At 71.6% G+C, this 26,818-nt stretch carries 21 protein-coding genes, 2 pseudogenes and 1 riboswitch; of the genes and pseudogenes, 11 read left to right on the top strand and 12 right to left on the bottom strand.

The window, feature by feature from the left end; genetic code table 11:
* Positions 1-25: 25 nt before the first annotated feature.
* Positions 26-655 carry an MBL fold metallo-hydrolase gene (locus OHT57_RS43635; RefSeq protein WP_328752509.1) on the bottom strand — a complete coding sequence of 210 codons (630 nt, stop codon included), beginning with the start codon at positions 653-655 and terminating at the stop codon, positions 26-28.
* A complete protein-coding gene (locus tag OHT57_RS43630; RefSeq protein ID WP_328752508.1) occupies positions 655-1,743 on the bottom strand; it encodes an S-(hydroxymethyl)mycothiol dehydrogenase in 1,089 nt (362 codons plus the stop codon). Before OHT57_RS43630 ends, OHT57_RS43635 begins: the two co-directional genes overlap by 1 nt.
* A gap of 163 nt (positions 1,744-1,906) precedes the next feature.
* Between OHT57_RS43630 and OHT57_RS43625 the strand changes: the two genes are divergently transcribed.
* A complete protein-coding gene (locus OHT57_RS43625; protein WP_328752507.1) occupies positions 1,907-3,661 on the top strand; it encodes an ABC transporter ATP-binding protein in 1,755 nt (584 codons plus the stop codon).
* Positions 3,662-3,973: 312 nt separating this feature from the next.
* Here the strand turns inward: OHT57_RS43625 and OHT57_RS43620 are convergent, their stop codons facing one another.
* Positions 3,974-4,270, bottom strand: coding sequence for a hypothetical protein (locus OHT57_RS43620; RefSeq protein WP_328752506.1), 297 nt, complete (start codon positions 4,268-4,270; stop codon positions 3,974-3,976).
* A gap of 174 nt (positions 4,271-4,444) precedes the next feature.
* Here OHT57_RS43620 and OHT57_RS43615 point away from each other — a divergent pair, with 174 nt between their 5' ends.
* The 3 genes from OHT57_RS43615 to OHT57_RS43605 all read left to right on the top strand — a co-directional run bounded on the left by OHT57_RS43615 (position 4,445) and on the right by OHT57_RS43605 (position 6,303).
* On the top strand, positions 4,445-4,810 hold the full coding sequence (locus OHT57_RS43615) for a nuclear transport factor 2 family protein (RefSeq protein ID WP_328752505.1): 366 nt from the start codon (positions 4,445-4,447) through the stop codon (positions 4,808-4,810).
* Between the two features lie 276 nt (positions 4,811-5,086).
* Positions 5,087-5,169, top strand: a riboswitch (ZMP/ZTP riboswitch).
* 22 nt (positions 5,170-5,191) lie between these two features.
* Positions 5,192-6,043: a bifunctional 5,10-methylenetetrahydrofolate dehydrogenase/5,10-methenyltetrahydrofolate cyclohydrolase gene (locus tag OHT57_RS43610; protein WP_328752504.1), complete on the top strand. Its 852-nt coding sequence runs from the start codon at positions 5,192-5,194 to the stop codon at positions 6,041-6,043.
* Positions 6,044-6,135: 92 nt separating this feature from the next.
* On the top strand, positions 6,136-6,303 hold the full coding sequence (locus OHT57_RS43605; protein WP_328753550.1) for a hypothetical protein: 168 nt from the start codon (positions 6,136-6,138) through the stop codon (positions 6,301-6,303).
* A gap of 20 nt (positions 6,304-6,323) precedes the next feature.
* Here OHT57_RS43605 and OHT57_RS43600 read toward each other — a convergent pair whose 3' ends face one another.
* Positions 6,324-6,998 carry a TetR/AcrR family transcriptional regulator gene (locus OHT57_RS43600; RefSeq protein ID WP_328752503.1) on the bottom strand — a complete coding sequence of 225 codons (675 nt, stop codon included), beginning with the start codon at positions 6,996-6,998 and terminating at the stop codon, positions 6,324-6,326.
* A 182-nt stretch (positions 6,999-7,180) separates the two neighbouring features.
* Between OHT57_RS43600 and OHT57_RS43595 the strand changes: the two genes are divergently transcribed.
* Positions 7,181-8,425 (top strand): YncE family protein, encoded by a 1,245-nt coding sequence (locus OHT57_RS43595; RefSeq protein ID WP_328752502.1) that lies wholly within the window; start codon positions 7,181-7,183, stop codon positions 8,423-8,425.
* Between the two features lie 149 nt (positions 8,426-8,574).
* Positions 8,575-8,826 (top strand): hypothetical protein, encoded by a 252-nt coding sequence (locus OHT57_RS43585; RefSeq protein ID WP_328753549.1) that lies wholly within the window; start codon positions 8,575-8,577, stop codon positions 8,824-8,826.
* A gap of 56 nt (positions 8,827-8,882) precedes the next feature.
* Here the strand turns inward: OHT57_RS43585 and OHT57_RS43580 are convergent, their stop codons facing one another.
* From OHT57_RS43580 to OHT57_RS43570, 3 genes are all read right to left on the bottom strand, one after another.
* On the bottom strand, positions 8,883-10,736 hold the full coding sequence (locus OHT57_RS43580) for a cellulase family glycosylhydrolase (protein ID WP_328752501.1): 1,854 nt from the start codon (positions 10,734-10,736) through the stop codon (positions 8,883-8,885).
* A gap of 59 nt (positions 10,737-10,795) precedes the next feature.
* Positions 10,796-12,772: a translation factor GTPase family protein gene (locus OHT57_RS43575; protein WP_328752500.1), complete on the bottom strand. Its 1,977-nt coding sequence runs from the start codon at positions 12,770-12,772 to the stop codon at positions 10,796-10,798.
* 157 nt (positions 12,773-12,929) lie between these two features.
* Positions 12,930-13,430, bottom strand: a complete 501-nt coding sequence (locus OHT57_RS43570; protein ID WP_328752499.1) for a metallophosphoesterase family protein — start codon at positions 13,428-13,430, stop codon at positions 12,930-12,932.
* 167 nt (positions 13,431-13,597) lie between these two features.
* Between OHT57_RS43570 and OHT57_RS43565 the strand changes: the two genes are divergently transcribed.
* Entirely contained in the window at positions 13,598-15,544 is a 1,947-nt protein-coding gene (locus OHT57_RS43565; RefSeq protein WP_328752498.1) for a glycosyltransferase family 2 protein, read from the top strand.
* 63 nt (positions 15,545-15,607) lie between these two features.
* Here the strand turns inward: OHT57_RS43565 and OHT57_RS43560 are convergent, their stop codons facing one another.
* From OHT57_RS43560 to OHT57_RS43540, 5 genes and pseudogenes are all read right to left on the bottom strand, one after another.
* Entirely contained in the window at positions 15,608-16,411 is an 804-nt protein-coding gene (locus OHT57_RS43560; protein WP_328752497.1) for a class I SAM-dependent methyltransferase, read from the bottom strand.
* Positions 16,412-16,793: 382 nt separating this feature from the next.
* Positions 16,794-17,159, bottom strand: a complete 366-nt coding sequence (locus OHT57_RS43555; protein ID WP_328752496.1) for a sugar phosphate nucleotidyltransferase — start codon at positions 17,157-17,159, stop codon at positions 16,794-16,796.
* A 74-nt stretch (positions 17,160-17,233) separates the two neighbouring features.
* Positions 17,234-17,410: a hypothetical protein gene (locus OHT57_RS43550; protein WP_328752495.1), complete on the bottom strand. Its 177-nt coding sequence runs from the start codon at positions 17,408-17,410 to the stop codon at positions 17,234-17,236.
* 249 nt (positions 17,411-17,659) lie between these two features.
* A pseudogene (locus tag OHT57_RS47565) lies at positions 17,660-17,764 on the bottom strand (CBS domain-containing protein); the annotation flags it as partial.
* A gap of 45 nt (positions 17,765-17,809) precedes the next feature.
* Positions 17,810-20,257: a SpoIIE family protein phosphatase gene (locus OHT57_RS43540; protein ID WP_328753499.1), complete on the bottom strand. Its 2,448-nt coding sequence runs from the start codon at positions 20,255-20,257 to the stop codon at positions 17,810-17,812.
* Positions 20,258-20,454: 197 nt separating this feature from the next.
* Between OHT57_RS43540 and lanKC the strand changes: the two genes are divergently transcribed.
* From lanKC to OHT57_RS43520, 4 genes and pseudogenes are all read left to right on the top strand, one after another.
* On the top strand, positions 20,455-23,118 hold the full coding sequence (gene lanKC, locus OHT57_RS43535; protein WP_328752493.1) for a class III lanthionine synthetase LanKC: 2,664 nt from the start codon (positions 20,455-20,457) through the stop codon (positions 23,116-23,118).
* A gap of 59 nt (positions 23,119-23,177) precedes the next feature.
* Complete coding sequence (locus tag OHT57_RS43530; protein WP_328752492.1) at positions 23,178-23,294, top strand: SapB/AmfS family lanthipeptide; 117 nt, start codon at positions 23,178-23,180, stop codon at positions 23,292-23,294.
* A gap of 88 nt (positions 23,295-23,382) precedes the next feature.
* A complete protein-coding gene (locus OHT57_RS43525) occupies positions 23,383-25,092 on the top strand; it encodes an ABC transporter ATP-binding protein (protein ID WP_328752491.1) in 1,710 nt (569 codons plus the stop codon).
* Positions 25,089-26,744, top strand: a pseudogene (locus OHT57_RS43520) (ATP-binding cassette domain-containing protein); the annotation flags it as partial. The gene OHT57_RS43525 and the pseudogene OHT57_RS43520, both read left to right, overlap by 4 nt.
* Positions 26,745-26,818 lie beyond the last annotated feature (74 nt).

Raw genomic sequence — 26,818 nt, 5'->3', positions numbered from 1 at the left:
GTACGGCGTCTCTCACCTGTCCGCGTCAGTGGCCGCGGGCGATCCACTCCTGCAGGTTCGGGGCTTCCGCGCCGATGGTGGTGGGGTCTCCGTGGCCGGTGAGGACCTTCGTCTCGGGCGGCAGGGCCAGCAGCCGGTCGCGGATCGAGTCGATGATCGTCGGGAAGTGGGACCAGGAGCGGCCGGTGGCGCCGGGGCCGCCCTGGAACAGGGTGTCGCCGGTGAAGACGGTGGCGAGGCCCGGGTCGTAGAGGCAGACGGCGCCCGGGGCGTGGCCGGGGGTGTGCAGCACCCTCAGGTCGGCGCCCGCCGCCTCGATGACCTGACCGTCACGCAGGTGCGCGTCGGGGTCGCGGTCGGGGTGGGTCTGCTTCCACAGCGGCAGGTCGTCGGGGTGCAGCCAGATCGTCGCGCCGGTACGGTCCGCGAGGGCGGGCGCGGCGTCGATGTGGTCGTTGTGGGCGTGGGTGCAGATGATCGCGGTGAGCCTGCGGTCGCCGACTGCCTCGGCGATGGCGTCGGCGTCGTGCGCGGCGTCGATGACAATCGCCTCATGGTCGTCGCCCACGATCCAGACGTTGTTGTCGACGTCCCAGGTGCCGCCGTCGAGGCTGAACTGCCCGGAGGTGACGAGGCGTTCGATGCGGGCGGCCATCAGAGCACCACCACCGAACGCAGGACGTCGCCGTCGTGCATGCGCTCGAACGCCTTCTCCACCTCGTCGAGTTGGATGGTCTCGGTCACGAACGCCTCCAGGTCCAGGCGGCCTTGCAGGTGCAGGTCGATCAGCATCGGGAAGTCGCGGGAGGGCAGGCAGTCGCCGTACCAGGACGACTTGAGCGAGCCGCCGCGGCCGAAGACGTCCAGCAGCGGCAGTTCGAGCTTCATCTCCGGGGTGGGGACGCCGACCAGGACGACGGTGCCGGCGAGGTCGCGGGCGTAGAAGGCCTGCTTGTACGTCTCGGGGCGGCCGACCGCCTCGATGACGACGTCGGCGCCGAAGCCGCCGGTCAGCTCGCGGATCGCCTCGACCGCGTCCGTGTCCTTGGAGTTCACGGTGTGGGTGGCGCCCATCGTGCGGGCCTTCTCCAGCTTGCGGTCGTCGATGTCCACGGCGATGATCTTCGCCGCGCCCGCGAGGTTCGATCCTGCGATCGCCGCGTCGCCGACGCCACCGCAGCCGATGACGGCGACGGTGTCGCCCCGGCCGACGTTCCCGGTGTTGATCGCGGCGCCGATGCCGGCCATCACCCCGCAGCCCAGCAGCCCCGCCACGGCCGCCGAGACCGAGGGGTCGACCTTGGTGCACTGTCCGGCGGCGACCAGCGTCTTCTCGGCGAAGGCGCCGATGCCCAGGGCGGGCGAGAGCTCCTGGCCGGTCGAGGCGAGGGTCATCCGCTGCTTGGCGTTGTGGGTGTCGAAGCAGTACCAGGGCCGCCCGCGCAGACAGGCCCTGCAGTTCCCGCACACCGCACGCCAGTTGAGGATCACGAAGTCGCCGGGCGCGACATCGGTGACGCCCGCCCCGACGGACTCCACGACACCGGCCGCCTCGTGGCCGAGCAGGAAGGGGAAGTCGTCGTTGATCCCGCCCTGCTTGTAGTGCAGATCGGTGTGACAGACCCCGCAGGCCTGCACCTGTACGACAGCCTCTCCCGGACCCGGGTCCGGCACCACGATCGTCTCCACCCGCACCGGCTCGTCCTTGCCGGGTGCGATCACCCCGCGTACCTCCTGCGCCATGGCCTGACCCCTTCTGTCGCCCGGTGCACGTCCCGTCCGACCCTACGCGTGACTGATCGGTAACGGCACTCGGACCAGGACGAAGAGGGCTGGGCGACCGCACCGCGCGAGAGCGCCGACGTAGCCTGAAGGCCCAGCACGTCACCAGGTACGAGGGAGCACCGTGAGCACAGCCGAGACGGAGACCGGCCCGCCCACCTGGCGGCTGCTCCTCGGATATGTCCGGCCGCACCGGTGGACCCTGCTGGCGGGTGCCGTGCTCTCGCTCCTGACCGGAGCCACCGGCCTGCTGCTGCCCCTGGTGGCAAGGGAGTTGATCGACGACCTGTCCCACGACCGTACGATCACCGGCGCGTTGCTCATCATGTCGGGGCTCGTCATCACCAACGCGGCGATGGGCGGGCTTGGTTCGTATGTACTGCGGCGCACCGCGGAGTCGGTGGTGCTGGGCGCTCGGCGCGCACTGTCGTCGTATCTGCTGCGGCTGCGCATCACGGCCGTGGACCGTACCGAACCCGGCGATCTGATGTCCCGGATCACCTCGGACACCACCCTGCTGCGCGAGGTCACCACCGACTCGCTGGTGGGCCTGGGCACCGGCGGCCTCACGCTGGTGGCGACCGTGGTGATGATGGGCCTGGTCGACCCGGTGCTGCTGGGCGTCACACTGGCGGTGATCCTGGCCGCGGGCACGGTTCTCGGTGTGATCGTGCCCCGCATCAACCGGGCGAGCCGGCAGGCACAGGACGCGGTCGGTGTGATGGGCGCGTCGCTGGAGCGGATCCTCGGGGCGCTGCGCACGGTGAAGGCGTCCGGGGCCGAGCACCGGGAGGAGCGGACGCTGCACGCGGCGGCCGAGGAGTCGTGGCGGCAGAGTGTGCGGGCCGCCAAGTGGTCGGCCGCGGCGGGCAACACGGCGGGCCTCGCGATGCAGATCGCGTTCATCACGGTGCTCGCGGTGGGCGGGGCACGGGTCGCGACCGGGGCGATCGACGTCGGCACGCTCGTGGCGTTCCTGCTGTACGTCTTCTATCTCATGTCGCCGATCCAGCAGGTCGTGGGGGCGATCACCCAGTACCAGACGGGTGCGGCGGCGCTCGCCCGCATCCAGGAGGCGCTGCAACTTCCTGCCGAACCGGCGGCTCTGCCCGCGCCGCTGCCCGCCGACGGGGCGGCACCGGCGGCCGTCGCCTTCGCGGACGTCCGGTTCCGGTATGCCGACGATCTGCCGTACGTCCATCACGGGGTGACCTTCGATGTGCCGGCGCGCGGGATGACGGCGTTCGTCGGGCCGTCGGGGGCGGGCAAGACGACGGTGTTCTCGCTGATCGAGCGGTTCTACGATCCCGAGTCCGGGGCGGTGACGCTGGACGGGCGGGACCTCGCCGAGTGGGATCTGCCCCAACTCCGTTCCGCGATCGGGTATGTGGAGCAGGACGCGCCCGTGCTGTCGGGGTCGCTGCGGGAGAACCTGCTGCTGGGCAACCCGGCGGCGGACGAGGACGCGGTGGCGCGGGTGCTGAGGACGACGCGTCTCGACGGTCTGGTGGCCAAGCTGCCCGGCGGGTTGGAGACGCTGGTCGGGCACCGGGGGACGCGGCTGTCGGGCGGTGAGCGGCAACGGGTGGCGATCGCCCGTGCGTTGTTGCGGCGGCCCCGGCTGTTGCTGCTGGACGAGGCCACGTCCCAGCTGGACGCGGTGAACGAGGCGGCGTTGCGGGACACGGTGGCCGATGTGGCGCGTACGACCACGGTGTTGGTCGTGGCCCATCGGTTGTCCACGGTGACGATGGCCGACCGGATCGTGGTGATGGATGCCGGGCGGGTGCGGGCCGTGGGGACGCATCAGGAGTTGGTCGCCGGGGATCCGCTGTACGCGGAGCTGGCGGCGACGCAGTTCCTCGCCACCGCGGCGTGAGTTCGCGCCGCCGGTTTCCCGGCCTCTGCAGTAGATCGGCATCTCCCGTTCGCGGGCATGCCTCGCAGGCGCCGGCCGGCCGCCGCTGGACGTCACCGAGAGCGCGGGCGACCTGGTCGTCGGCTGGGTCTTGAGGGCCATGGCCGACCGGCACTTCTGCACGGAGAACTGCGGAGGGGTGATCGCGTGCTGTTCTCCCTGGTCGCCGCCTACTCGTGGAACATCTCGCACCACGACTTCCTGGGCGTGAGGGAACACGCGTCGAGGGCCGCCCGGTGATCCGGGCGGCCCTCGGTGTGCATGCGGGAGCGGTCAGGCCTCGACCGCGGGCACCAGCCCGGTGACAGGGGCGGCGAGGTCGGTGACCTGGTGCAGCTCGTTGAGCTTGTACAGGTCGTTGGCCTTGTTCAGCTGCGCGGAGACCTTCGGCATGTCGGCCTTGTGCTCCGCGGGGATGTCGCTGGCCGCGAGCGAGTCGAGCATGGCGATCGGGCTGAGCGGACTCGCCTCCGGGGTGGCCGCGTCGGCCGCGTTCGCGAGGGGGGCGGCGAGGCCGGTGACACCGACGGCGAGACCGACGGCGGCGACGATACGTCGAGTTGAGATCATGTTGTCAGCAACGCCCGCGACCCCCTCGCGGACACGGCCGTCCCGCGCCGCTCACTCATCAGGCGGAGCGCCCGTACTGGGCTTGCCGTGACCGCCGAGGCGGAGGAGTCTCGTAGGAAAGAGGCCCTACGCGGCCCGCTCCTCGTCGGGCCGCGGCCCTCGAAGGAGGTCACCATGGGCACAGCGGCACGCTCCGGTTTCGACGCCGACGCACTGCGCCGGGGCATCGAAGGACACACTGCGGCGACTCTTCTGTCGCTCTACGCGGACGACGCCGAGATACGCGTCGTGGACCGCAACAGCCAGCCGAGCCACCCCACGGTGCTGCACGGCAGGGACGAGATCAGCGCGATGCTCGACGACGTCTACAGCCGCGACATGACGCACAAGCTGGAACAGTGCGTCGTCGACGGCGATCACGTCGCCTTCAGCGAATCGTGCGAGTACTCCGACGGGGTACGCGTCCTCTCCGAGTCGATGCTGACCCTGCGGGACGGCAAGATCACCGAGCAGACCCTGATCCAGGCGTGGGACGAATAGCGAGAAAGAAAGGGGCCGAGGGTCCAGATCACGACGACCCCGTTGACCTGGACTTTCTCGGCGCGGCGGTGTCTGCGCGGCACGCTCTACCCCAGAGGCTACGACCGGATTCCCAGCAGATCCGCGAGCGCCAGCCGCTCTACCGCGGTCGCGGAACGCGCCGACAGGGCCGCAAGGCTCACCCACCTTCCCGAGACGGCCTGCTGTTCGAACGCAGCGGGCGCTGACCGCCGTGGCACCAGCAGCAGTCGAGCAGTGGCACGTCGGTTACTGTGACGTCCGGACCGTGACTGGCGCTGAGGTGGAGCACCACCGGGGAGCGGTTCGCACATTCGATGCCGTGCGCCTGGGCGATTCCTTCGATCGGCTCAGGAGTGGATCATGTCTCAGGCACGGCTCATGGACGGCACCGCGCCGGCCCGACGTATCGGCGAGGACACCGCCGAGCGGGCGGCGGACCTCACCGGACGCACAGGACAGGCCCCCTGCCTGGCCACGGTACTGGTCGGCGAGGATCCCGCGTCCGTCACCTACGTGCGCATGAAGCGCAACCGCTGCCGCAAGGCCGGCATCGAATCCCGGCACGTGGAGCTGCCGTCGACCACCACCACCGAGGAACTCGTCGGCACCCTGCGTGGCCTCTCGGACGATCCCACGGTGCACGGCATCCTCCTCCAGCACCCGATGGGCGCGCACATCGACGAGCGGGCGGCGTTCGAGGCGATCGCGCCGGAGAAGGACGTCGACGGCGTCACCTTCGCCTCCTTCGCGACGATGAGCTTCGGCCTTCCGGGCTTCGTGTCGTGCACGCCCGGCGGGATCATGCGGCTGCTCGACGAGTACGGCGTCGACCCGGCCGGCAAGCGCGCCGTGGTCGTGGGCCGCAGCGCGATCCTCGGCAAGCCGGTCGGCATGCTGCTGCTCGCCCGGGACGCCACGGTGACCTACTGCCACTCCCGAACGACGGACCTGTCGGCGGCCGTACGGGAAGCGGACATCGTGGTCGCCGCGGTGGGCCGGCCCCGGCTGATCCGGGGCCAGGACATCAAGCCCGGCGCGGTCGTGATCGACGCCGGCTACAACGCGGGCAACGTCGGCGACGTCGACTTCGACTCCGCGGTGGAGCGGGCCTCGCTGATCACTCCGGTGCCGGGCGGTGTGGGCCCGATGACCATCGCCACCCTGCTGGAGCAGACGGTGGAGGCCGCGGCCCGGCAGCTCGGGGCCAGGTGACAGGTTTCACGGTGGGGTGATCTCGAACGAGTGAGGGCCTCGCGGGTTCGGTGCGGATTGCGACATCAGCATCGACCGATCAGAAGGCCCTCATGCCCCACCGCGATGCGCTCCCGACCGGGACCGGGCGCCCGCGTCCGGCCCGCTGCGTCGTCGAGGGCGGCTGGGCCCTGCGCCGAGCCGGGTACCGGGTGCGGGCTCAGCTGTCGGCGACACATATGCGCGCGAGGACGGAGTGGTGGCGGCCCTGGACCACATGACCGCGTAGGACCGTGGACGGTCAGGCGGAACCCTGGGCGGGCGGTGCCGTCCAGCCCGGCGGCTGGAGAATCCCCAGCAGTTGCCGGACCAGTTCCTCGACGACCTCCTCCAGGGTCGCGTCCACCCATCCGGCGTTCCAGTCGTGGAGCAGACCGTTGACGCTGCCGATGAAAGCCGTCGCGGCCAGCCGGAAGTCGCGTGGCGCCGCCTCCCCGCGGGCCACCGCGCGCTGTGCCTCGGCGCACACCAGGTCCACCCAGTGCGCCCGGCGGGCCAGTCGCTGCTCCTCCAGCCGCGGGCTGACTCCGATGATCTCGACGAAGGTGATGCGCACCCGGCACCGGTCGGCGGTGACGTTCGCCGCGTACGCGCGGAAGATCGCCGCGGCGCGCTCGGCGAGCGGCAGGTGGTCCCCGCCGGCGACGGCCTCCAGCACGGCTGCCGTCGCCCAGTCGTTGACCTCCAGATGGAGCGCCGCCAGGACGTCCTCGAGGGTGCGGAACTCCTCGTAGAACTGCCGGGTGGACAGGCCCGCCGCCTCGCTGAGGGCCGCTACGGTCGTGGCGCGGTAGCCGGGGGTGTCCCCGAAGAGCTGGAGTGCCGCGTCCAGGAAACGCCGCCGCCGCTCGGCCTGCCGCTCCGCGGCGGTCTTGCCGCCGTAGCGACCGGTCGGGGCCCTGAGCCTGCCCGTCACCGCACCTCCTACCCGGGGCCGGACGCTCCGGCCTTCCGTATGCCGCCCAAGTTTGTCGTGCACGCAGTCTTGTGGAGAAGGGCCCCCCTTCCTTACTTTGCAGTAAGTTAACTCTGAATCCGAGCATCTTCAGATTTTCCGATGTGTCATGCCTCCTTCATGAGCCGCAAAGGAGCCCCCTCATGCCCGCTCTTCGACCCAGACACCTGTGCGCCATGGCCGCCGCAGTCGTCCTGACCCTCACCGCCCCCGCGACCTCCGCGAGCGCCGCGGACGCCGCCGCCCTCCGCGAAGTGCTGTTCGTGGGCAACAACTGGGACGGCACGGCCGACGTCCTGAAGTCCTCCGGCGACCTGGCCAAGATCGGCCGGATCAACGTGATCCCCGACAAGGACGCCCGGATGGCGGAGATCAACGCCGATCCGATCAAGTGGATCTACTTCATGGCGATCCGCAACAGCGTCGGCGAGGGCCACGACCAGTTCACCGACGACATGTACTCCACACCGGACGGCAAGTCGATGGTCGTCTCCCGGCCGAGCTTCGCGGACGTGGTGTCGATCGACCTGGCCACCGGGAAGATCAACTGGCGTTTCCGGGTGTCGGGTTACCGCGCGGACCACATGGCCGTCTCCCCCGACGGGCTCCGGGTCGCGGTGTCTGCCTCGACCGCGAACACCGTGCACGTGCTCAACATCAACACCGGCCAGCAGCTCGGTTCGTTCGCCACCGGCGACAAGCCGCACGAGAACATCTTCACCAAGGACGGCAAGTACATCTGGAACATGGCGATCGGTGACGTCAACACCGACTCCGACGCCCCGTGGCAGGACTTCACCAAGGGTGACCGGCACATCACGGTCGTCGATGCCACGACGTACAAGCAGGTCAAGATCATCGACATGCGGGACAAGCTGGACGCGATCGGCCTCAAGGACTACTCGGACGCGGTCCGCCCCGCGGTCTTCTCGCCCGACGACTCCAAGCTGTACTTCCAGGTGTCGTTCTTCAACGGCTTCTTCGAGTACGACGTCGCCACCGACAAGATCACCCGGACCAAGGTCCTGCCGAAGAACCCGGCGACCAGCGACGACCGCACCACCATGGTCAACGACTCGCGTCACCACGGCCTTTCGATGAGCCCGGACGGCAGCAAGCTGTGTGTCGCGGGCACGATGGACGACTACGCGACCGTGGTCAACCGCACGACCCTCCAGGAGGGCCCGCTCGTGCCGGCCTCGAAGCCGTACTGGGCCACCGTCAGCGGCGACGGCAAGAGCTGTGTCGTGTCCGAGAGCGGCGCCGACCAGGTCACCGCGATCGACTTCGCGACCGGGCAGAAGACGGTGTCCGTGGCGGTGGGCGACCATCCCCAGCGGGTGCGCCTGGGACATGTGGCCGCGGACTGGACGAGCCCCGCCTCATAGAGATCTCCACAGGGACCGTTCCGTCAGCCGTGCCACGGCCTTGACCGTCTCCCCCGCGCCGTCCTCGCCTGCCATGTGCCGCGCGGCGCCGACCGCGGCCAGAACGGCTGGTCCGCCGTCACCGGCACGGGTACCGCGGGCACCCCGGCGTGCAGTCCGACCGCCGAGGTGCCCGCTCCAACGTGGTGGACCACCTCGAAGCGCTCCTGCGGGGTGAGGGTCACGCCGGTCTGCCGGACCTCGATGGCCCGCTCGGCGACCTCTTCAAGCCGTTGGAGCCGGGCCGGGTGCCGCCTCGTCGTAGAGGCGGCACCCGGCCCGGCTGCGGGTGCCGGGCCGGGTGGTGGTGCAGTGTGCGCACCACCACTCCCGCCCAGGACGCGACCTGGCTCGCGGAGTAGCTCATTCAGCTGCCCCTTCGTCGGGGTCCGGCTTCGACCCCGACGCAGGGAGAGGGTCAACCGAGCTTCTGGGCCACCCAGGTCGCGAGCTCGGACTTGGCCGCACCGAGCAGGGACGCGGAGGGCGAGGTGGCCCCGTTGGTGACCAGCGCGTAGTGCAGGACGCCGGAGTCCGAGTCGGTGAGGAGGAGTCGGCGGCTGCCGGTGCCGCCGGGTTCGAGGGCCGTTCCGACCGGGGTCGACGAGGTGTACGCCGGCGGGCCGTAGACGGTGCCCAGGTCGGAGACGACCGTGGTGGTCGCGTTCGGGAAGGAGGCGGGCAGATGGAGTTCGGTGGGGGCCGTGCCGCTTCCCGACCGCCACACCAGCACCGAGTACTGGCCGGACCCGACCAGCGACGACACGTTCGGCAGGGTGCTCGGCACCGGGTTCCAGGTCAGGGTCGTGGAGCCGTCCCTGGAACGGTCCTCGTAGGTGAAGGCGGCCGTCGTACCCGAGGTGGCGCTCGGGTAGATCCGGTCGAGGAGCCGGGCGTCCTGGCGGAGCACCGGCGTGCCCGAGTCGTCGAGCTTCACGGCCGACAGGTCCTCGTCGTTCCAGCCGTCGCCCGAGGTGATGACCTTGTCCGGGTTGTCGTTCATGAGCTCGTGGTGGCGGCCGTTGTAGATGTCCCACTGCCACTGGCTACCGGACAGGACCGGTCCGGAACCCGCGGGCGCGGACCACCAGTTGGCGCCCTTCACCCGGGAGTCCATGGCCTGGTACATGGCTTTGAGGACGGTCGGCGCCTTGCCTGCGGTGCTGCCGTTCAGCGGGTGCCCGAACTCGCTGACCACGGCCGTCGTTCCGGCCGCCGTGGCGCGGTCGCGGACCGTTCCGAAGTCGGTGACGTACTGGCCGTCGGAGGCGTTGCCCCACATCAGGATGCCGGAGATCGCCTTCTGGTCGTAGAAGTGGGTGTTGAAGACGTACCGGGAGCCGAGTGTGCCGACGTCGAGGAGGCCGCCCTCCTCCTTGCTGACGTTGCCGTTCCAGAAGAGGTTCGGTTCGACCATGGCGGGCTTGTCCGTCCAGCCGGCCGTGTCCATCCGGGCCCGGAACTTCACATAGAAGGGCCACAGCACGTCGCGTTCCCAGGTGCGGCTGTTCTGGCCGGAGTCGTAGGTGCCGGCGTAGGGCTCGTTGTAGGGGTCGAAGCCGACGACTCCGGCGAACTCCCCTGACGTGAGGTTCGCCTTGATGTACGTCATGGTCTTCTGGGCGGTGGCCAGGAAGTAGTCCTGGAGACCGTAGTTGTTGTGCCAGAAGTCGTACTGGCCGGCCTTCACCGCGCCGTTCGAGGTGATGTTCTGGCCCCACACGAAGCAGATGCCGCAGGACTCGGCCGAGTAGTTGCCGAGCGCTACCGCCCACGCGGGTGCGCCGTCGCCGGTGTACCAGCTGCCCGAGTTGAACAGCCAGCGGGAGTACAGGTCCTGATGGAAGTCGGGGTAGACCCGGATGCCCGCGTCGAGGAACGCACGCATCTGCTCGGTGGCGTTCGCCAGATATGTGGTGTCGACCTGCCCCTTCACCGGTTCGGCGTAGGCCCAGGACAGCAGGAAGCGGACGGAGTTGCCGCCGCCGAGGGCTCTCAGCGCGGTTGCCGACTTCTTGGCGTCGGCGACCGAGGCGAAGGGCAGACCATGGTTCTCGGCGAGCTTGGTCTCGCCCGAGACGTTGTAGCCGCGCAGGACGACCTCGCGGCCGCCCGCGTCGACGAAACGCCCGTTCGCCACGGTGAGGGCGGTTCCGTCGAAGGGGAGGGAGTCGGCAATACCGGCGGCGGAGGCGGACGGGTTTCCCGCCACCGTCAGGAATCCACAGAGGACAACCAGAACAACGAGCAGACGCGCGCGCATATTCGGCATGTCCCTTACAGTCCGACTCATCCGGCACACCGTCAACACTTATGACTGATGAGTAAGTTTCAGCTTTTCCGGGTAGTCGCCGGACGAATCGGAACAATGCCGTGAGTGATCCGCGCGTAGTGGTCGAAGGCGCTTTCCAACTCGCCCTCGCCGCGGGTGAGTGAGGGCAGCCGCTGCTCCAGCTCATGGAGCCGGGCCGCCGGCACCGCACCTTCCACACCGGCCCTCTCGCCGCGTGTCTCGGTGGTTTCCGGTACGGCCCGCAACGCGGCCAGCGCGGGCAGCAGGGTCCCGAGGGTGTCGGCCGGGGCCTCGACACGGAACCGGTGCACCGGCTCGTGGACCAGGGTGCCCGCCCGCCGCAGCGCCTGGACGAGGACCAGCGGGGTCACGCCGCGGAAGTCGGCGCCCGTGCTGGACATGCTCTTGTTGAAGCCCTGGTGGGCGTGGCTCTGCCGGGGTGAGTACCCGCAGTGGGTCATCGTGACCGTGCAGTCGGTGACCTGCCAGCCGTACAGGCCCTGCCCGAGGCTCTCGTGCACGGTGTCCTCGACGGCCTTGAAGAACGCGTACGGCATGGCGCCGAGCTCCACCTCCAGCCGGAAGGACACGCCGGAGCCGACCGGAGCCGGGTCGACCCGCAGGCCGACGGTGGCGAGGAAGGGGTTGGCGTCCTTCTTGTTGAGCTCGACGGCCGCGCCCGTCCCGGCCGGTCGCTCGATGCACAGCGGCGTGGTCTCGCGGAAGGAGACGTCGAAGCCGAACTCCTCGGCCAGCGTGGCCTGGATGACCTCTTTCTGGACCTCGCCGTAGAGGGAGACCGAGGTCTCCTGGCGGACCTCGTCTTGCCTGAGGGCGATCAGGGGGTCCTGCTCGGCGAGTTGGGTGAGGGCGAGGTGGAGGGACCGGCTGTCGGTGCCGGGCGCCGGGACGACGACCGTTTCGAGGGAGGGCGGGGCGAAGAAGTGGTCGTGGGCCGTGCGGGGTTCGCCGAGGGCGTCGCCGATGCGGATGCCCGACAGGCCCCACAACTTGGCGATCCGGCCTGCCGGGACTGCGTCCTGACGGACGTCGGTGCCACTGTCGAAGACGCTGATGGCGGTGACCCGACCCTCCGCACGGGCTGTGTGCGCGCGGCGTTGTTGGGTGGGGCGCTGTACCGCGGCGCCCTGGACCGCGCGGGGCTCGCCGAAGGGCACACGGTCGCGGGTGCGCAGGATGCCGGAGAACAGGCGGGCGTACGCGATCTTCTCCCCCGCCGGGCCACGGTCGACCTTGAACACCGTCGCGGACACGGGCCCTTCGGGGTCGCCGTCGGCGGCGGGCAGCAACTCACCGATTCCCGCGACGAGTTCGGGAACACCCGCGCCCGTGGCGGCCGAGCCGAAGTACACCGGGTGCACCAGGACCTGCCGGGTCTGTGCGACGAGCGCGGCGTGCAGCAGTTCCTCGGGGACCCGCCCTTCGACACAGGCGGCCAGGAGGTCGTCGTCATGGTCGGCGAGGACGTCGTAGGAACCGACCCCGGGGAGGAAACGGGCCTGGCGCGTGCCGAGTGCGCCCACCGTGCCCATCGGCACCACCGCCGGGGTGAGCCGCTCGGCGATGGCCCGCAGGACACCGTCGTAGCGGGCCCCGCGTCGGTCGGTCTTGTTGACGAAGACGAGGGTCGGAATGCGCAGTCGCTTCAGGGTTCGCATGAGGACCCTGGTCTGCGCCTGGACGCCCTCGACGGCCGAGACGACCAGGACGGCTCCGTCGAGCACGCCGAGGACCCGCTCCACCTCGGCGATGAAGTCGGGGTGGCCGGGGGTGTCGATGAGGTTGACGGTCACGTCGTCGACCGTGAAGGAGACGACGGCGGACTTGATGGTGATACCGCGCCGGCGTTCCAGCGCGAGGGTGTCGGTCCGGGTGCTGCCGGCGTCGACACTGCCGATCTCGTCGATGACTCCGGCCGAGTGCAGCAGCCGCTCGGTCAGGCTGGTCTTACCTGCGTCGACGTGGGCGAGGATCCCTAGGTTGAGCAAGTGCACGAAGCGTCATGTCCTTAAGAATGGGGGTCATTCCTTCCTGGGCGGACATGGGCGAAGTGCGCATTGCTGCTCCTGGCTCCTACGACGGCGTGGACATCCGAAGTCCAGCAGATGTGGGCCCACGACGGCAACGGATTAACGCTCGTGCGGGGCTGCGTCAGCGCGGCGGCAGCCGGTGCAGGCGTACGTCTGTGAGGCGGCCGTCGGAGGCGGTCGCCGTCATGTAGGTGCAGTGGGGCTGACGGCGGCGGTCGGTCGGCGAGCCGGGGTTGAGCAGGCGCAGTCCGCCCGGGGCGGTGGTGTCCCAGGGGATGTGGCTGTGGCCGAAGACCAGGACGTCGGTGTCGGGGTACCGCGCGGCGCAGCGGGCCTCGCGGCCCTGGGCGGTGCCCGTCTCGTGGACGACGGCGAAGCGCACACCGCCGAGCTCGGCGTACGCCACCTCCGGGAGCCGGGCGCGCAGATCGGGTCCGTCGTTGTTGCCGTACACCCCGACGAGCCGTGCGCTGCGGCTCTCCAGCAGGTCGAGCGTGGCGGTGTCGACCCAGTCACCGGCGTGGAACACGACGTCGGCGCGCGGGAGTTCGGCAAGCAGCGGGGGCGGGAGTTCCTTGGCGCGCCTCGGCAGGTGGGTGTCGGACATCAGCAGCAGGCGCACGCGGACCACCCTAGAGGAACCGACCTGCGGGAACGACGACCCGGCGGGCCGGCGCCGCTCGCCAAGACGGCCCGCTGACGCGGCACTTGTCCGGCGGCGTTAACATCGGCGCACAAAGCGTCTATCCGTGACGCAAGCCACAAGCCACCCAAGGAGTCCGGACACCGATGCCGGTCAAGGTCAGCGTCGTCATCCCCGTATACAACCCGGGGAACTACATCGAGGACTGCATCGCCTCGCTGCTCAGGCAGTCACTGCCCCCCGACGAGTACGAGGCGATCTTCGTCGACGACGGTTCGACCGACGGGACGCCCGCCCGGCTCGACGAACTCGCCGCCTCGGACTCCCGCGTCACCGTCGTGCACCAGGAGGCCTCCGGCTGGTCCGGAAAGCCGCGCAACGTCGGGATCGAAGCCGCCCAGGGCGAGTTCGTGATGTTCGTCGACAACGACGACTACCTCGGTGACGAGGCCCTGGAGCGGATGTACGACTACGCGGTCGCCAACGGCGCCGACGTGGTCGTGGGCAAGATGGCCGGCCAGGGGCGGGGCGTGCCGGTGGAGCTGTTCCGCCGCAACCACCCGCGTGCCACCGTCGACAACGCCCCGCTGATCGACAGCCTCACCCCGCACAAGATGTTCCGGCGGGCCTTCCTGGACCGGATCGGGCTGCGCTTCCCCGAGGGCAGGCGCAGGCTGGAGGACCACGTCTTCGTGACGGAGGCGTATCTGCGCGCGGACAACGTCTCCGTGCTCAGCGACTACGTCTGCTACTACCACCTCAAGCGCGACGACGCCTCCAACGCGGGCTTCCAGCGCTTCGACCCGGTGGGCTACTTCGCGAATCTGCGCGAGGCGCTCGACGTCGTCGAGAAGTACACCGGGCCGGGGCCCTCACGTGACCGGCTGCTGCGCCGCTGGCTGCGCAACGAGATGGTCGAGCGGATGCGCGGCAAGCGGCTGCTCAACGCGCCCGAGGACTACCGCAAGGAGCTCTTCACCGAGATCCGAGGAGTGGTCGTCGAGCGCTTCGGTCCCGGTGTCGCGGCGGGTCTGCAGCCCACCCAGCAGGTCGTCGCCGCCCTGATCGCGGACGGCCGGCTCGACGACCTGGTGGCGTTCGCCGAATGGGAGTCCTCCGTCTCGCCCAAGGCGGAGCCGGACGGCGTCGAGTGGGACGGCGGTGTGCTGCGGATCGGGCTGTCCGCCGAGCTCGTGTCCCGCGGGGCGCCGATGACGTTCCCCGCCGAGGGCAGCTCGGCCCCGCTCGACGGGCCGCCGGCCTCCGTGCAGGACGCGGTGGACTGGGTGGGATCCCACAGCGTCGCCGGTTTCGGCCGCGCCACGGTGGAGCTGCTGCTGCGCGAGCGTGCGAGTTCCGCCCAGTACTTCCAGCCGGTCGAGTTCACCCGGGAGACCGTCCCTGCGGAGGGGGACGGTCGGGTCCGGCTCGTGCTGCGGGGCACCGCGGCCGTGGATCCCGCCACCGCGGCCGACGGCAGCCCGCTCGGTGCCGGGCTGTGGGACGTGTACGTCCGCGTCAAGCTCGGCGGCTGGACCAAGCAGAGCCGGCTGGGTCCGGTCTCCCTCAAGGGACGTACGGCCGCGGACGCCGGTGTGGCCGGCGGCCGGGTGGTACTGCCGTACTGGACGACGAAGCAGGGCACGCTCGCCCTCGACATCGACACGGCCGGTGAGCGTCTGCGACTCGGGCGCCTGACGGCGGATGCGGTCACCGTGTCCGGCGACCGTGTCGAGGTGTCGGTGCCGTTCCACGTGTCCGGTGAGACTCCGGTGCTGCTGCAGCTCACCCGGGGTTCCGGCGCCGCGCCCGTGCAGGTGTCCGCAACGCTGCGGCCCAAGGGCTCCGCGGCCCTTCTGGAGGCGGTGATTCCGGTCGGCGAGCTCCAGGGCACGGCCTGGCGGGTCGCGCTGAGCGCGGCGCCCGACGTGTCGGAGCCGCGCTTCCATCCGCTGCCGTTCGCCGTGCAGGCGAAGGCGGGCAGCGTGCAGATCGTGCACCCGCCCCGTCCGGGGGCCGCGCGGCGGCTGGTCCGCAGGGCGAGGCGGCTGGCCGGGAGGCTGGTCGTCAAGGTCAGGGCACGCCGCAAGTAGCGGCGGGGAACACGACGGACGGGGAGGACGCCGACGCGTCCTCCCCGTCTCACCGCATGCAGCTCAGCTTGCGTCGTTGAGCCGCTGGAGGCTGCTGCGCAGGTGCTCCCAGCTGCGGGACCGCTTGCTTCCCCGGTTGCGGGCGTTCACCAGCGCCTTCCAGAAGGACGCCTCGATCAGCGTCTCCGGCTTGATCGCCGAGGTGCGCTCCAGGACCGTCTCGGGCACCTTCTGCGGGTCGGGGACGACGTACTCCGCGATGATCTCGTCGTACTTGTCCTGGAGCACCGTGCTGGTCGGGTCCGCGCCGAAGACGAGGAGCTGGCCGGTGGGCTCGGTGTCGACCAGGACGGTCACCAGGTCGGGCCGGTAGCGGTTCAGGACCTCGATCACCTTGTAGACGTCACCGGTCCAGGCGTTGGTGTGCCGGTCGCGGGCCGCCTCGTCCACGTTGCGCGGGAGCATGTCGTCGAAGACGATCACGCTGGCCCAGTCCGCGTACTTCTCCACGTTGATGAAGTCGCGGAGCGCGTACTCGAACAGGTGCATACCGTCGATGAACGCCAGGTCGAGCGTGACGTCCTGCCAGTAGCCGAACGGGCTGCGGTTCCGGATGATGTTGCGCAGCGGGTGGCGGCCGCCCTTCAGGTGCTGGAGCGGGTTGTCGCGCGCGAAGAAGTCGTCGCTGGTGGCCTTGGCCAGATGGACGTCGCAGCGGATCTCGGAGACCACCTTGAACGCCGGGTCGATCGCGATACTCGGTACCCGGGAGAACGTCAGGCTGCGGCCGTCATTGACGCCGATCTCCAGGTAGTTGCGGTTCGCGCTGGCTTGGTGGAGCCCCCGCAGGAACTCGTGACGTTTCACTGGGAAATCTCCTTGCGGATGTGTGGCAGTGCTTCGTGCAGGGCGGACCGCCGGTGCCGGTGCGAGGCCGAAGCGGCCCCCGTCCCCCGGTCGTGCCCGAGGGCGCGGAGGGCGGGGCGTGGTGCGGGCCCGATACGGGCCTCGCTGCTGGTGGGGCCGACCCTGTCCGGGCCGGCCGCTGTGGTGCCGGAACGCTTCCCGCACCGGTCCGTCACGGCTGCCCGCGCTGGATCCGGTGTCCTGGAACATACCGTCTGTGCCGGGTTCACGGCAGCGCTTCGCGCCGAGCGGCACGATCCCGGCGGGAGGGCCGCGCACGCCGCGCAGGGGCGGGGCACGGTGCTGGACGCGCGGGAGCGGTCGTCGTCGGCGGCGAGAGGACTCATGAAGGAATCTGCACCTTGCTGCCGGACTCGACGCGGGCCATGCCCTCGCTCGGGGCGCCCCGCGGTACGAGGGAGGAGCCGGCCTCGCTGTCCACGATCAGGCGGTTCTCCGCGACGGATGTGAAGGGGCCGATACAGGGGTGGCGCACCTCATGGCGCGGCTCGGTGTCGACGGCTTCCCGGATGTGCGCGGAGGCGACGCCCACGGTCACCCCGACGTGGGTGAGCCTCGCGTCGGCGATCGACGCGAGGCCGTGGAAACGGAGAGCCTTGGGGGCGACGGGCACAAGTCGTTCGGCCGAGGCGTGCGTGAGTGGCCACAACCGTGTGCCGGCCTCGCCGGACAGCACGAGAGCCTTCATCTGCGTCACCTTAGCCCGGATTCACAGCATCGGGCCATGGTGGGGGGATTGCCCGGGAGTTGCGCCCGGGACGCTCAGTCCTCGCCGCGGAAGATGTTGCTCTCCATCGTGTGCGCGGTGGTCGCGCCGACTCGGTCCTCGACAGCGGACAGGCAGGTCCGCAGGTCGTCCCTGCCGTGCAGGCGGCGGGCCCTGGACCAGCCCGTCTCGGGCCGGCGTACGAGGGGTTTCTCAACGGTCTGCGGGGTCACGGTGGTTCACCGTCCTTCCATCCTTTCCTCCGGGTCCCCGGTGACGGTCGGGCCAAACGGACCGGGTCGGCCGTCAGGGCGTCGGCACCGCACACGCGTGCAGCGGGGATCCGCTCCCGAGTCGCTTGACGGCCTCCCGGACCAGCGGCTCAACGGCTGAGCCGAACTCGCCTGCCCGGCTCAGGTGTTGGAGCGGGCCGCGCTGATGTCGCCCAGGACGGACTCCGGGTCGCGTTCCATGGCGGCGTCACCGAGGTCCTGGTCGCGCATGATGCGCGCGACGGCGGTCACGGAGGTCTGCGGTTCCACGGCGACCGGGGCGCTGGTCATGATGTCGCTGACGTGCTGGGTCATGGCGTACCTCTCCGACAGGGGATTCTGCGGCGCGGGTACCCCGGCTCAGGCATCGAGTGCGATTTCGCTCCACACCTGTTTGCCGCCGCTGACGGGGACGGTGCCCCAGGCCGCCGACACGGCCTCGACCAGCAGGACCCCGCGGCCTCCGGTGGCCTCCCAGCCGATGTCGGTGGGCTTGACGGGAGTGCGGGGCGAGGCGTCGGCGACGGACACGCGCAGCCGCCGGCTCACGAGGGTGAGGTCGAGACGGACCTGGCCGTCGGTGTGCACGAGGGCGTTGGTGACGAGTTCGGAGACGACGAGCAGAGCGGTGTCCAGGGCGCCGTTCCGTACCCCCCATCCGCGCAGGACGCGCCGGGTGAAGCGGCGGGCGTGTCCGGAGGCCTGAGGGACGCGCCACACCGTCCAGCCCTCCCTGAGCGGGTGGGTGGCCATGCCGTCGTACCGCAGCAGGAGCAGGGCCACGTCGTCGCTGCGGCGGGCGCCGCCGAGCAGGGCGTCGGCGACGAGCCCCAGGTGGGCGGGGTCGGAGGCGGCCAGTCCGCGGGCCAGGCGGTCCATGCCCTCGTCGATGTCGGCCTCGTTGGACTCGACCAGGCCGTCGGTAGTCAGGGCGACCAGGGTGCCGGGCCGCAGCCGGAGCGGGGTCATCGGGAAGTCGGCCTGGGCCACCACGCCGAGCGGGGGGCCGCCGTCCGTCTCCACGATCTCCGCGGTGCCGTCGGGATGGCGCAGGACGGGCGGCAGATGACCGGCCCGGACGCACCACGCGGTGCCCTCCTCCATGTCGAGGTCGACGTAGGCGCAGGTGGCGAAGAGGTCGGTCTCCAGGTCCATCAGGAGCCGGTTGGCGCGGGCGACGACGACGTCCGGAGGGTGGCCCTCGACGGCGTAGGCGCGCAGGGCGGTGCGCATCTGGCCCATGACGGTGGCGGCGGCGGCGTTGTGGCCCTGGACGTCGCCGATGACGAGGGCGACGTGATTGTCGGGCAGGGGGATCACGTCGTACCAGTCGCCGCCGAGTTCGAGGCCCGCGGTGCTCGGCAGGTAGCGGGCGACGGCCGTCGCGCCGGGCAGTTCGGGCAGCCGGCGGGGCAGCAGCTGGCGCTGGAGCATGCCGACGAGTTCGTGTTCGGCGTCGAGGGCGTGGGCGCGGGTCAGGGCCTGCCCGGCGAGGCCGGCGGAGGCGGTGAGCAGGGCGCGTTCGTCGGGGCCGAAGTGGTGCGGTGTGTCCCAGCCGATGAGGCAGGCGCCGGCCATGCGCCCGGCCGCGGGCAGCGGCAGTACGGCGAGGCCGCCGGGACCGACGTCGGCGAGGGCGGGTTCCAGGACGGTGCCGGCGGGCCAGATCTGGGCGCGGCCCTCACGCAGGGCGGTGGCCAGGGTCGGCATCGCCCGCACCGGTGCCTCGGGCCACTCGCCGCGCCACTCCAGGCGCCACAGCTCGGGCCAGGACTCGGGTTCGGGCGGATCGAGGACGGTGACGACGAGCCGTTCGTTCTCCAGCTCGGCGAGGGCGATGCGGTCGGCCCTCAGCGGGGCGCGCAGGGCGGAGACGACGGCCTGGCTGACGTCCCGGACCGTGCCCGCCATGGCGAGGGCGGCGGCAAGGCGCTGCACACGGGCCACGTCGGTGACGTCCGAGCGCAGCGTCGACGCGTCGGCGACCGAGCCCACGAGCCGGGCGGGCCTGCCCTCTGTGCCGGGCAGCATGCGGCCGCGCAGTCTGAGCCACCTGGGCGGACCCGACGGCTGCAGGACGCGGAACTCCAGCTCGCGGTCGCCGAGGGACATGTGGCCCGCCTCGAACAGGGACATCAACGAGGGCAGGTCCTCGGGCACGGTGAGGCCGAGCAGGGTCTCGACCTTGCCGTCGAAGGCGGCCCTGCTCATGCCGAACAGTTCCAGGAGTTCGTCGCCGACCTCGACCCGCCCGGTGTCCATGGCGAGGCTGAACGCGGTGGACCTCGGTTCGGCGTCCTCCGGGGCCGCGTCGGGGGCGGGACAGACGATCGCGCCGGCGATCAGTTCGAGGCACTTGCGGTCCTCGTCGTCGAAGCCGCCCGGCCCCTGGCCGACGGCCACGAGACAGGCCCTGCCGTCGTCGCCGTGTGCGGGCAGCACGGCGAGGTGGACGTCGCGCTGGGGCACTGTGCAGGCCTCGGCGCGGGCGGCGAGTTCCTCGGGGCCGAGGAAGAGTGGCCGTCCCGAGCGGTGCGCGTCGGCGGCCGGGGAGCCGCCCGCGCTCGGATAGCTGTCGCGCAGCCCGTACAGCGTGTGGGGGACGCCGGCCGACTCGGCGAGGCACAGCTGCTCCCCGTCGTCGTCGGGGACGTACACGGCCGCGAGGGCCGCCCCGGCGAAGACGAGCGCCTGTTCGAGCACGCGGCGCAGCCGTTCCGGCGATCCGGGGCCGTCCATGAGCGATGTCAGGGCGTCCTCGGCACGCAACGCTCTCGTTCCGCGTTCCGCAGCGTCCTCACTCACCACGTTCGCCATTACAGCGCTTATACGGCACGTGCGCAGCCCCTGGGGGCGGTACGTGGGGCATCCGCGGGGGGCCGTGCTCGAAACCCTCCGAACACTTCTTGACGCATGCGTTTCGCACGGTGATCTCGTGACAGCCGTGACTGTCCGTGGCCACCGTCCCGCTGGAAAGCTCGACAGCGGGCCACGGAGGAGGACGCATGGACAAGCGCTACGAGGTGTACGCGCTCGCCGACAGACACTTCTACGAGACGCCCGACCGGATCTCCGCGGGTGAGGCGCCCGTCTACGAGACGACGCGGCGTGAGGTTCCCGAGGGCTGGGACGCGGCACGGATCGGCGACTGGCTGACGCTGACGCCGCTCGGTCCGGACGGGAAGCCGGCGGCGGGACCGTCGCAGGGCTGGAAGATCCACGCCTCGGCCACCCGGGCGAACGCGGAGCGCATCGCCGCGACCGTGTGGGACTACTGCGTGCCCCGGCGCATCTCGTTCAAGTTCGTGCCGGCCCCGCATCTGCTGCACCTGCGCAACACCAAGTACGCGGGCCGCGACACCAGCGGCAAGTTCGTCACCGTCTACCCGGCCGACGAGGAGCAGCTGCACGTCGTGCTGCGGGAGCTGGGCGAGCTCCTCGACGGCTGCGAGGGGCCGTACATCCTCACCGATCTGCGCTGGCACGACGGGCCGCTCTACGTCCGCTACGGCGCCTTCGCACGCACCTTCGTCGTCGACGAGCGGGGCTCGCTGGTGCCCGCGGTGCGCAACGGCGAGGGGACGCTGGTGCCGGACCGGCGGGCGCCGTCCTTCCAGGTGCCGGAGTGGGTGACGCTGCCCGCCTTTCTTGAGCCGCATCTGGCGGCCCGGAACACCACGACGGTGGGCGAGCTGCCGTACCGGATCGAGAAGGCGCTGCACTTCTCCAACGGCGGCGGGGTCTACACGGGCACCGACACCCGCGACGGACGCAAGGTCGTCCTCAAGGAGGGCCGGCCGCACGCGGGGCTCGCGGCCGACGGGGCGGACGCGATCGCCCGCCTGGAACGCGAGAAGTACGCCCTGGAGCAGGTGGCGGGGACGGGTGTGGTGCCCGAGGTGCGGGACTGGTTCACGCTCGGCGACCACAGGTTCCTCGTCATGGACTTCCTGGAGGGGCGCACGCTGAACTCGTTCTTCGCGGAGCGGCATCCGCTCCTCACCCCGGACCCCGACCCCGAGGCGGTCGCCGCCTACACGGCATGGGCGGTGCGCATCCACGGGGCCGTCGAGCGGGCGGTTCAGGCGGTCCACGCGCGCGGGATCGTCTTCAACGACCTGCATGTCTTCAACATCATGGTCGGCCCCGACGAGGAGTCGGTGTCCCTGCTCGATTTCGAGGCGGCGGCGCCGGTCGAGGAGAACGGCCGCCAAGTCGTCGCCCACCCCGGTTTCTTCGCCCCGCCGGACCGGGTCGGCATCGACGTCGACCGCTACGCCCTGGCCTGTCTGCGGCTCGCGCTGTTCATGCCGGTCACCACGCTGTTCGTGGTCGACCGGGGGAAGGCCGCCCACCTGGCCGAGGTGATTCTCCGTCAGTTCCCGGACGTGCCCAAGGAGTTCCTCGACGAGGCGGTCGCGGAGATCACCCGGGACATCGCCACGCGGCCCCCCTCGGGTGAGGGCGGCGAGCAGTCGCCCGTCCGCACCAAGATCGCGCCCTCCTTCACCGAGCCGGGCGACTGGCCCCACAGCCGTGACTCCATGGTCAGGGCCCTTCTCGCCTCGGCCACCCCGGAGCGCGCGGACCGGCTGTTCCCCGGCGACATCACGCAGTTCAACGACGGCGGCGGACTCGGGATCGCGCACGGCGCGGCCGGCGTCCTGTACGCACTGGACGCGGTCGGCGCCGAACGGTACGAGGAGGGCGAGCGCTGGCTCCTGGACCGCACCGCACCCCCGCCGACGGGCACACCGCTGGGCCTCTACGACGGTCTCGCGGGCGTCGCCCACGTCCTGGAGCGGCTCGGCCACCGGCAGCGCGCACTCGACCTGGTCGAGCGTGTCCTCGCCGAACGCTGGCAGAACCTCTCCTCCGACCTGCACGGAGGCCTCGCCGGACTCGGGCTCGTACTGGGCGAGTTGGGCCGCACGACCGGCGAGACGGAGCTGCGGGACAGGGCCGCCGAGGCCGCCGACATTCTCGTACGACGACTCGCGCAGCCCCTTGCGGACACCCCCAAGCGGCGCCGGGCCGGGCTGTTGCGAGGGTGGGCCGGGCCGGCGCTCTTCATGCTGCGACAGTACGAACGCACCGCTGAACCGCTGCTGTTGAGGGCGGCCGACGTCGCGCTGCGACGCGACCTGGAGTGCTGCGTGACGCATCCGGGCGGCTCGCTGGAGGTCGACGAGGGCTGGCGGACGCTGCCGTACCTCGGTGAGGGAAGCGCGGGCATCGGGATGGTCCTGGACGACTACCTCGCCCAAGGCGCCGACACCGAGGGCGAGTTCGAGCGGGCGCGCGCCGGGATCCTGATCGCCGCGACCAGCCGCTTCTACGTACAGCCCGGTCTCTTCCAGGGCCGCGCCGGGATGATCCTGCACCTCGCCCGCACGGACACACCCGGCGCGAGCCGGCAGCGGCTCGCCGAACAGATCGACGGGCTCGGCTGGTTCGCCATGGACTACCAGGGCCAACTGGCCTTCCCCGGCCACCAGATGATGCGGCTGTCGATGGACCTCGGCACCGGAACGGCAGGGTGCCTGCTCGCGCTCGGCGCGGCCCACGAGGACCACGGGTTCCGGGTGTCCTCCGACGAGGCCGCCACCGCACACCTGCCGTTCCTCCCGCCGCTCAGGCGGCCCCACATACGCGGTTCCGTCACCTGACGGAGCCGTGACCCAACCCCGTCCCCACGGGTGGACGACACCGAAGGAAGGAAAACGAGATGGCACTTCTCGACCTGCAGACGATGGAGTCCGACGAGCAGACCAGCACCGGCGCCAACAGCACCCTCAGCCTGCTGTCCTGCGTCAGCGCGGCGAGCGTCACGCTCTGTCTCTGACAGACACCGTGCGCCCATGACTCCGGGCGGTCCACTCCCGCGAGGGAGGGGCCGCCCGGGGTTCTGCACACCTGGGGAAGGCCACCGCATGACGACTCGCACAGCAGGATCCGGCCCGTTGGGCCCGGCCCCCGCCCGCGCTCTGGTGCTGTGCCTGGTGAGCACGGCCGCGACCGGTGCCGGACTGCTGCTGCCCGCCGCCCTGGGCCGGACCCTGGACCTGCTGCTCGCCCAGCAACCGGCGACCCGCTGGGTGCTGTACTGCGCCGCGCTGGTCCTCGTGACCGCTCTGCTCGACGCGTCGGAGACCGTCCTCGGTGGCACGGTCGACGCCCGCACCACCGCCTGGCTGCGCCACCGCCTCACCGGCCACATCCTGGCCGTCGGCCCGCGCGCCACCGCCCGCTTCGGCCCCGGAGACCTCGTCGCCCGCCTCGTCGGCAACGCCGCGCAGGCCGGCACCGCCCCGACCGCCCGTGCCGCGCTGCTCGCCGCGCTCGCCGGACCCGTCGGCGCCGTGGTGGCCCTCGGCCTCATCTCCCCATGGCTGGCGGCCGTGTTCCTGGCCGGAGCCCCGGTCCTCGCCCTGCTGTTGCGCGCCTTCGCCCGGGACACCCGGGAATGCGTGACCCGCTATCAGGAGGTGCAGGGCCGGATCGCGCAGGCCCTCACGGAGGCCGTCGGCGGACACCGCACCATCCAGGCCGCCGGTACGGCGGACCGGGAGACGGCCCGGATCCTGCGACCGCTGCCCGAACTCTCCGAGGCCGGTCACCGCATGTGGCGGGTGCAGGGCCGCGCCTCGGGCCGGTCCGTCGCCGTCGCCCCCCTGCTCCAGCTCGGGGTCGTCGCCGTGGCCGGCGTCCTGCTCGCCCGGCACCGGGTGACGGTGGGCGAGGTCCTCGCCGCCTCCCGTTACGCGGTCCTCGGGACCGGCGTGGGTGCCCTGGTGGGACAGCTCGCCGGCCTGGCCCGGGCCAGGGCCGCGGCCGGACGCCTGGACGAGGTCCTCGCGGAACCCGCCGTCGCTCACGGCGAACGCGGACTGCCGCCCGGCCCGGGGCGGCTCGAACTGCGCGGCGTCACCGCCCTGCGCGGCGGACGGGCCGTGCTCGACGGGGTCGACCTCGTCGTGCCGGGCGGGACGACACTCGCCGTGGTGGGCCGGTCCGGGGCGGGCAAGTCGCTGCTCGCCGCGGTCGCCGGAAGGCTCACCGACCCGGACGCCGGGGACGTCCTCCTCGACGGCGTACCGCTGCGCGAGCTCACCCACGACGAACTCCGCCGCGCGACCGGCTACGCCTTCGGACGTCCCGCCCTGCTCGGCGGCACCGTCGCGGAGGAGATCGGGCTCGCCCTGACGTCCCCCTCCCCCGCACGCGTCCGGGAAGCCGCCCGCACGGCCCACGCGGACGACTTCGTGCGCCGGCTGCCCGACGGTTACGACACCCTCGTCGCCGACGCCCCGCGCTCCGGCGGGGAGTCCCAACGCCTGGGCCTGGCACGGGCGTTCGCCCACGGCGGCCGCCTGCTGATCCTGGACGACGCCCTCTCCAGCCTCGACACGGTGACGGAGGCGCGCATCACCGAGGCCCTGGTGAACGGCCGCGCGGGCGGCACCCGCCTCCTGGTCGCCCACCGCGCCGCCACGGCGGCCCGCGCAGACGCCGTGGCCTGGCTGGACGGGGGGCGGGTGCGGGCGGTGGGGCCGCACGAAACGCTGTGGGACCTGGCCGAGTACCGGGCGGTGTTCGCAGAGGGGACGGACACCGCCGCGTCGGACGGAGGGCCCTCATGACCCTCCGCCGGAGCGGCCCCGTCACCCCCGGGATCCACGCACGCGGACTCCGGTTCCTCCGGCTCCGCCGGCGGGCGCTGGTACGGCTCGCCGGGTGGTCCGTGCTGGAGACCGGACAGACCTTCCTCACCGGGTACGCGCCCGCCCGCGCGCTGGACGAAGGGTTTCTGGCCGGGCGGCCCGGCGTGGGACTCGCCTGGCTCGGCGTGGCCGGTCTCGGGGTGCTCGTCGGCGCCTACGGGACCATCCGGGTGTACGCCGCCGTCGCCGCGTTGGTCGAACCGCTGCGGGACCTGCTGGTCAAGCGGGTGGTGGGGCGCGGGGTGCGGGAGGCGGACGCGGGGTCGCTGTCCGGGCTGACCCAGCAGGTCGAGATCGCCCGGGACACCTTCGCCGGGCTGGTGCTGGTGTCGCGTTCGTTCGTGTTCACGGCCGTGGGGGCCGTCGTCGGACTGGCCTCGCTCGACCCGCTGCTGCTGCTGGTCGTGGGACCGCCACTGGCCGCGGGACTGGGCTTGTTCGCGGCCACGCTGCGACCGCTGGCCCGGCGTCAGGAGGAGTTCCTGGTCGCCGACGAGGCATTGGCGGAGGGTCTGGGCAGGGTCTGCCCGGGGTTGCGGGACATCACGGCGGCCGGGGCGGAGGAGCGCGTCGCCGCCGACGCGGGGCGACTCGTCGACACCGAGCAGCGGGCCGCCTGCTCCCTGGCCCACTGGTCCGTCCTGCGCGTGGCCTCCCTCGCCCTCGGCGGCCAGCTCCCGGTCGTCCTCCTCCTCGCCTGCGCCCCCTGGCTCCTGTCCCGGGGCGTCACCACGGGCGCTCTGGTCGGCGCCCTCGCCTACGTCACCCAGTCCCTCCTCCCCGCACTGCGCAACCTGGTCCACGGCCTGGGCACCAGCGGGTCGAGGCTGGTCGTGGTCCTGCGCCGACTGACCCGCGAACCGGCCGACGGGGTGAGCGAACATGCCGGGGGCCACCTGCCCGAGAAGACCCCCAGGGCCCCCGCGACGGCGGCACCCGCACCGAGCGCACCGGACCGTGCCGGATCGCAGGGCACAGGTCCGCCGCCCGACGCCGCCGCACCAGCGGGGAACGTGACCGACGGCCCCGGCCTCGCGGGATCGCCTCGCTCCCGGCGCGGCCCCGCGCCGGTGGCGCGGGCCGCCGCAGGCACGGGCGACCCTGACGCGACGCGCGCCGCGTGCGGCGGGGCCGCACGCGCCCCCGCGCTCTCCCTCACCTCCGTCAGCTTCGCCTACGGCCCCGCCGCCACCCCCGTCGTCGACGATCTCGACCTCACCCTCCCGCCCGCCGCCCACCTGGCCGTCGTGGGCCCCAGCGGGATCGGGAAGTCGACGCTCACCGCTCTCGTCGCCGGCCTCCTGCGCGCCACCGACGGCGAGATCCAGCTCTGCGGACACCCCGTGCCCTCCCCCGGGGCCGCCGCGCGGCGCGTCCTCATCCCGCAGGAGGCGTACGTACACTCCGGCACCCTCGCGGAGAACCTCGGCCACCTCAGACCGCACCCCGTGCCGGAGTCGGAGCTGCTCGCGGCGGCCCGGGCGGTCGGGCTCACCCCGCTGCTCGAAGCGCTCGGCGGGCCGCGGGCGACCGTGGACCCGGCCGTCCTCTCCGCCGGTGAGCGGCAGCTCATCGCGCTGACCCGGGCCTATCTGTCGTACGCCCCGCTCGTCCTGCTCGACGAGGCGACCTGTCATCTGGACCC

It is taken from the genome of Streptomyces sp. NBC_00285 (assembly GCF_036174265.1).
Taxonomy (GTDB): Bacteria; Actinomycetota; Actinomycetes; order Streptomycetales; family Streptomycetaceae; genus Streptomyces.
Note: the sequence above shows the minus strand (reverse complement) of the source record. Positions and strands in the feature narration are given on the sequence as shown.

What these genes read in the sequence shown, in the direction of transcription:
- OHT57_RS43635 (WP_328752509.1), bottom strand. Translation starts at nt 655, where the DNA reads ATGGCCGCCCGCATCGAACGCCTCGTCACCTCCGGGCAGTTCAGCCTC.
- OHT57_RS43565 (WP_328752498.1), top strand. Translation starts at nt 13,598, where the DNA reads ATGCCGGTCAAGGTCAGCGTCGTCATCCCCGTATACAACCCGGGGAAC.
- OHT57_RS43605 (WP_328753550.1), top strand. Translation starts at nt 6,136, where the DNA reads ATGCCCCACCGCGATGCGCTCCCGACCGGGACCGGGCGCCCGCGTCCG.
- OHT57_RS43610 (WP_328752504.1), top strand. Translation starts at nt 5,192, where the DNA reads ATGTCTCAGGCACGGCTCATGGACGGCACCGCGCCGGCCCGACGTATC.
- OHT57_RS43615 (WP_328752505.1), top strand. Translation starts at nt 4,445, where the DNA reads ATGGGCACAGCGGCACGCTCCGGTTTCGACGCCGACGCACTGCGCCGG.
- lanKC (WP_328752493.1), top strand. Translation starts at nt 20,455, where the DNA reads ATGGACAAGCGCTACGAGGTGTACGCGCTCGCCGACAGACACTTCTAC.
- OHT57_RS43630 (WP_328752508.1), bottom strand. Translation starts at nt 1,743, where the DNA reads ATGGCGCAGGAGGTACGCGGGGTGATCGCACCCGGCAAGGACGAGCCG.
- OHT57_RS43595 (WP_328752502.1), top strand. Translation starts at nt 7,181, where the DNA reads ATGCCCGCTCTTCGACCCAGACACCTGTGCGCCATGGCCGCCGCAGTC.
- OHT57_RS43620 (WP_328752506.1), bottom strand. Translation starts at nt 4,270, where the DNA reads ATGATCTCAACTCGACGTATCGTCGCCGCCGTCGGTCTCGCCGTCGGT.
- OHT57_RS43555 (WP_328752496.1), bottom strand. Translation starts at nt 17,159, where the DNA reads ATGAAGGCTCTCGTGCTGTCCGGCGAGGCCGGCACACGGTTGTGGCCA.
- OHT57_RS43525 (WP_328752491.1), top strand. Translation starts at nt 23,383, where the DNA reads ATGACGACTCGCACAGCAGGATCCGGCCCGTTGGGCCCGGCCCCCGCC.
- OHT57_RS43580 (WP_328752501.1), bottom strand. Translation starts at nt 10,736, where the DNA reads ATGCCGAATATGCGCGCGCGTCTGCTCGTTGTTCTGGTTGTCCTCTGT.
- OHT57_RS43530 (WP_328752492.1), top strand. Translation starts at nt 23,178, where the DNA reads ATGGCACTTCTCGACCTGCAGACGATGGAGTCCGACGAGCAGACCAGC.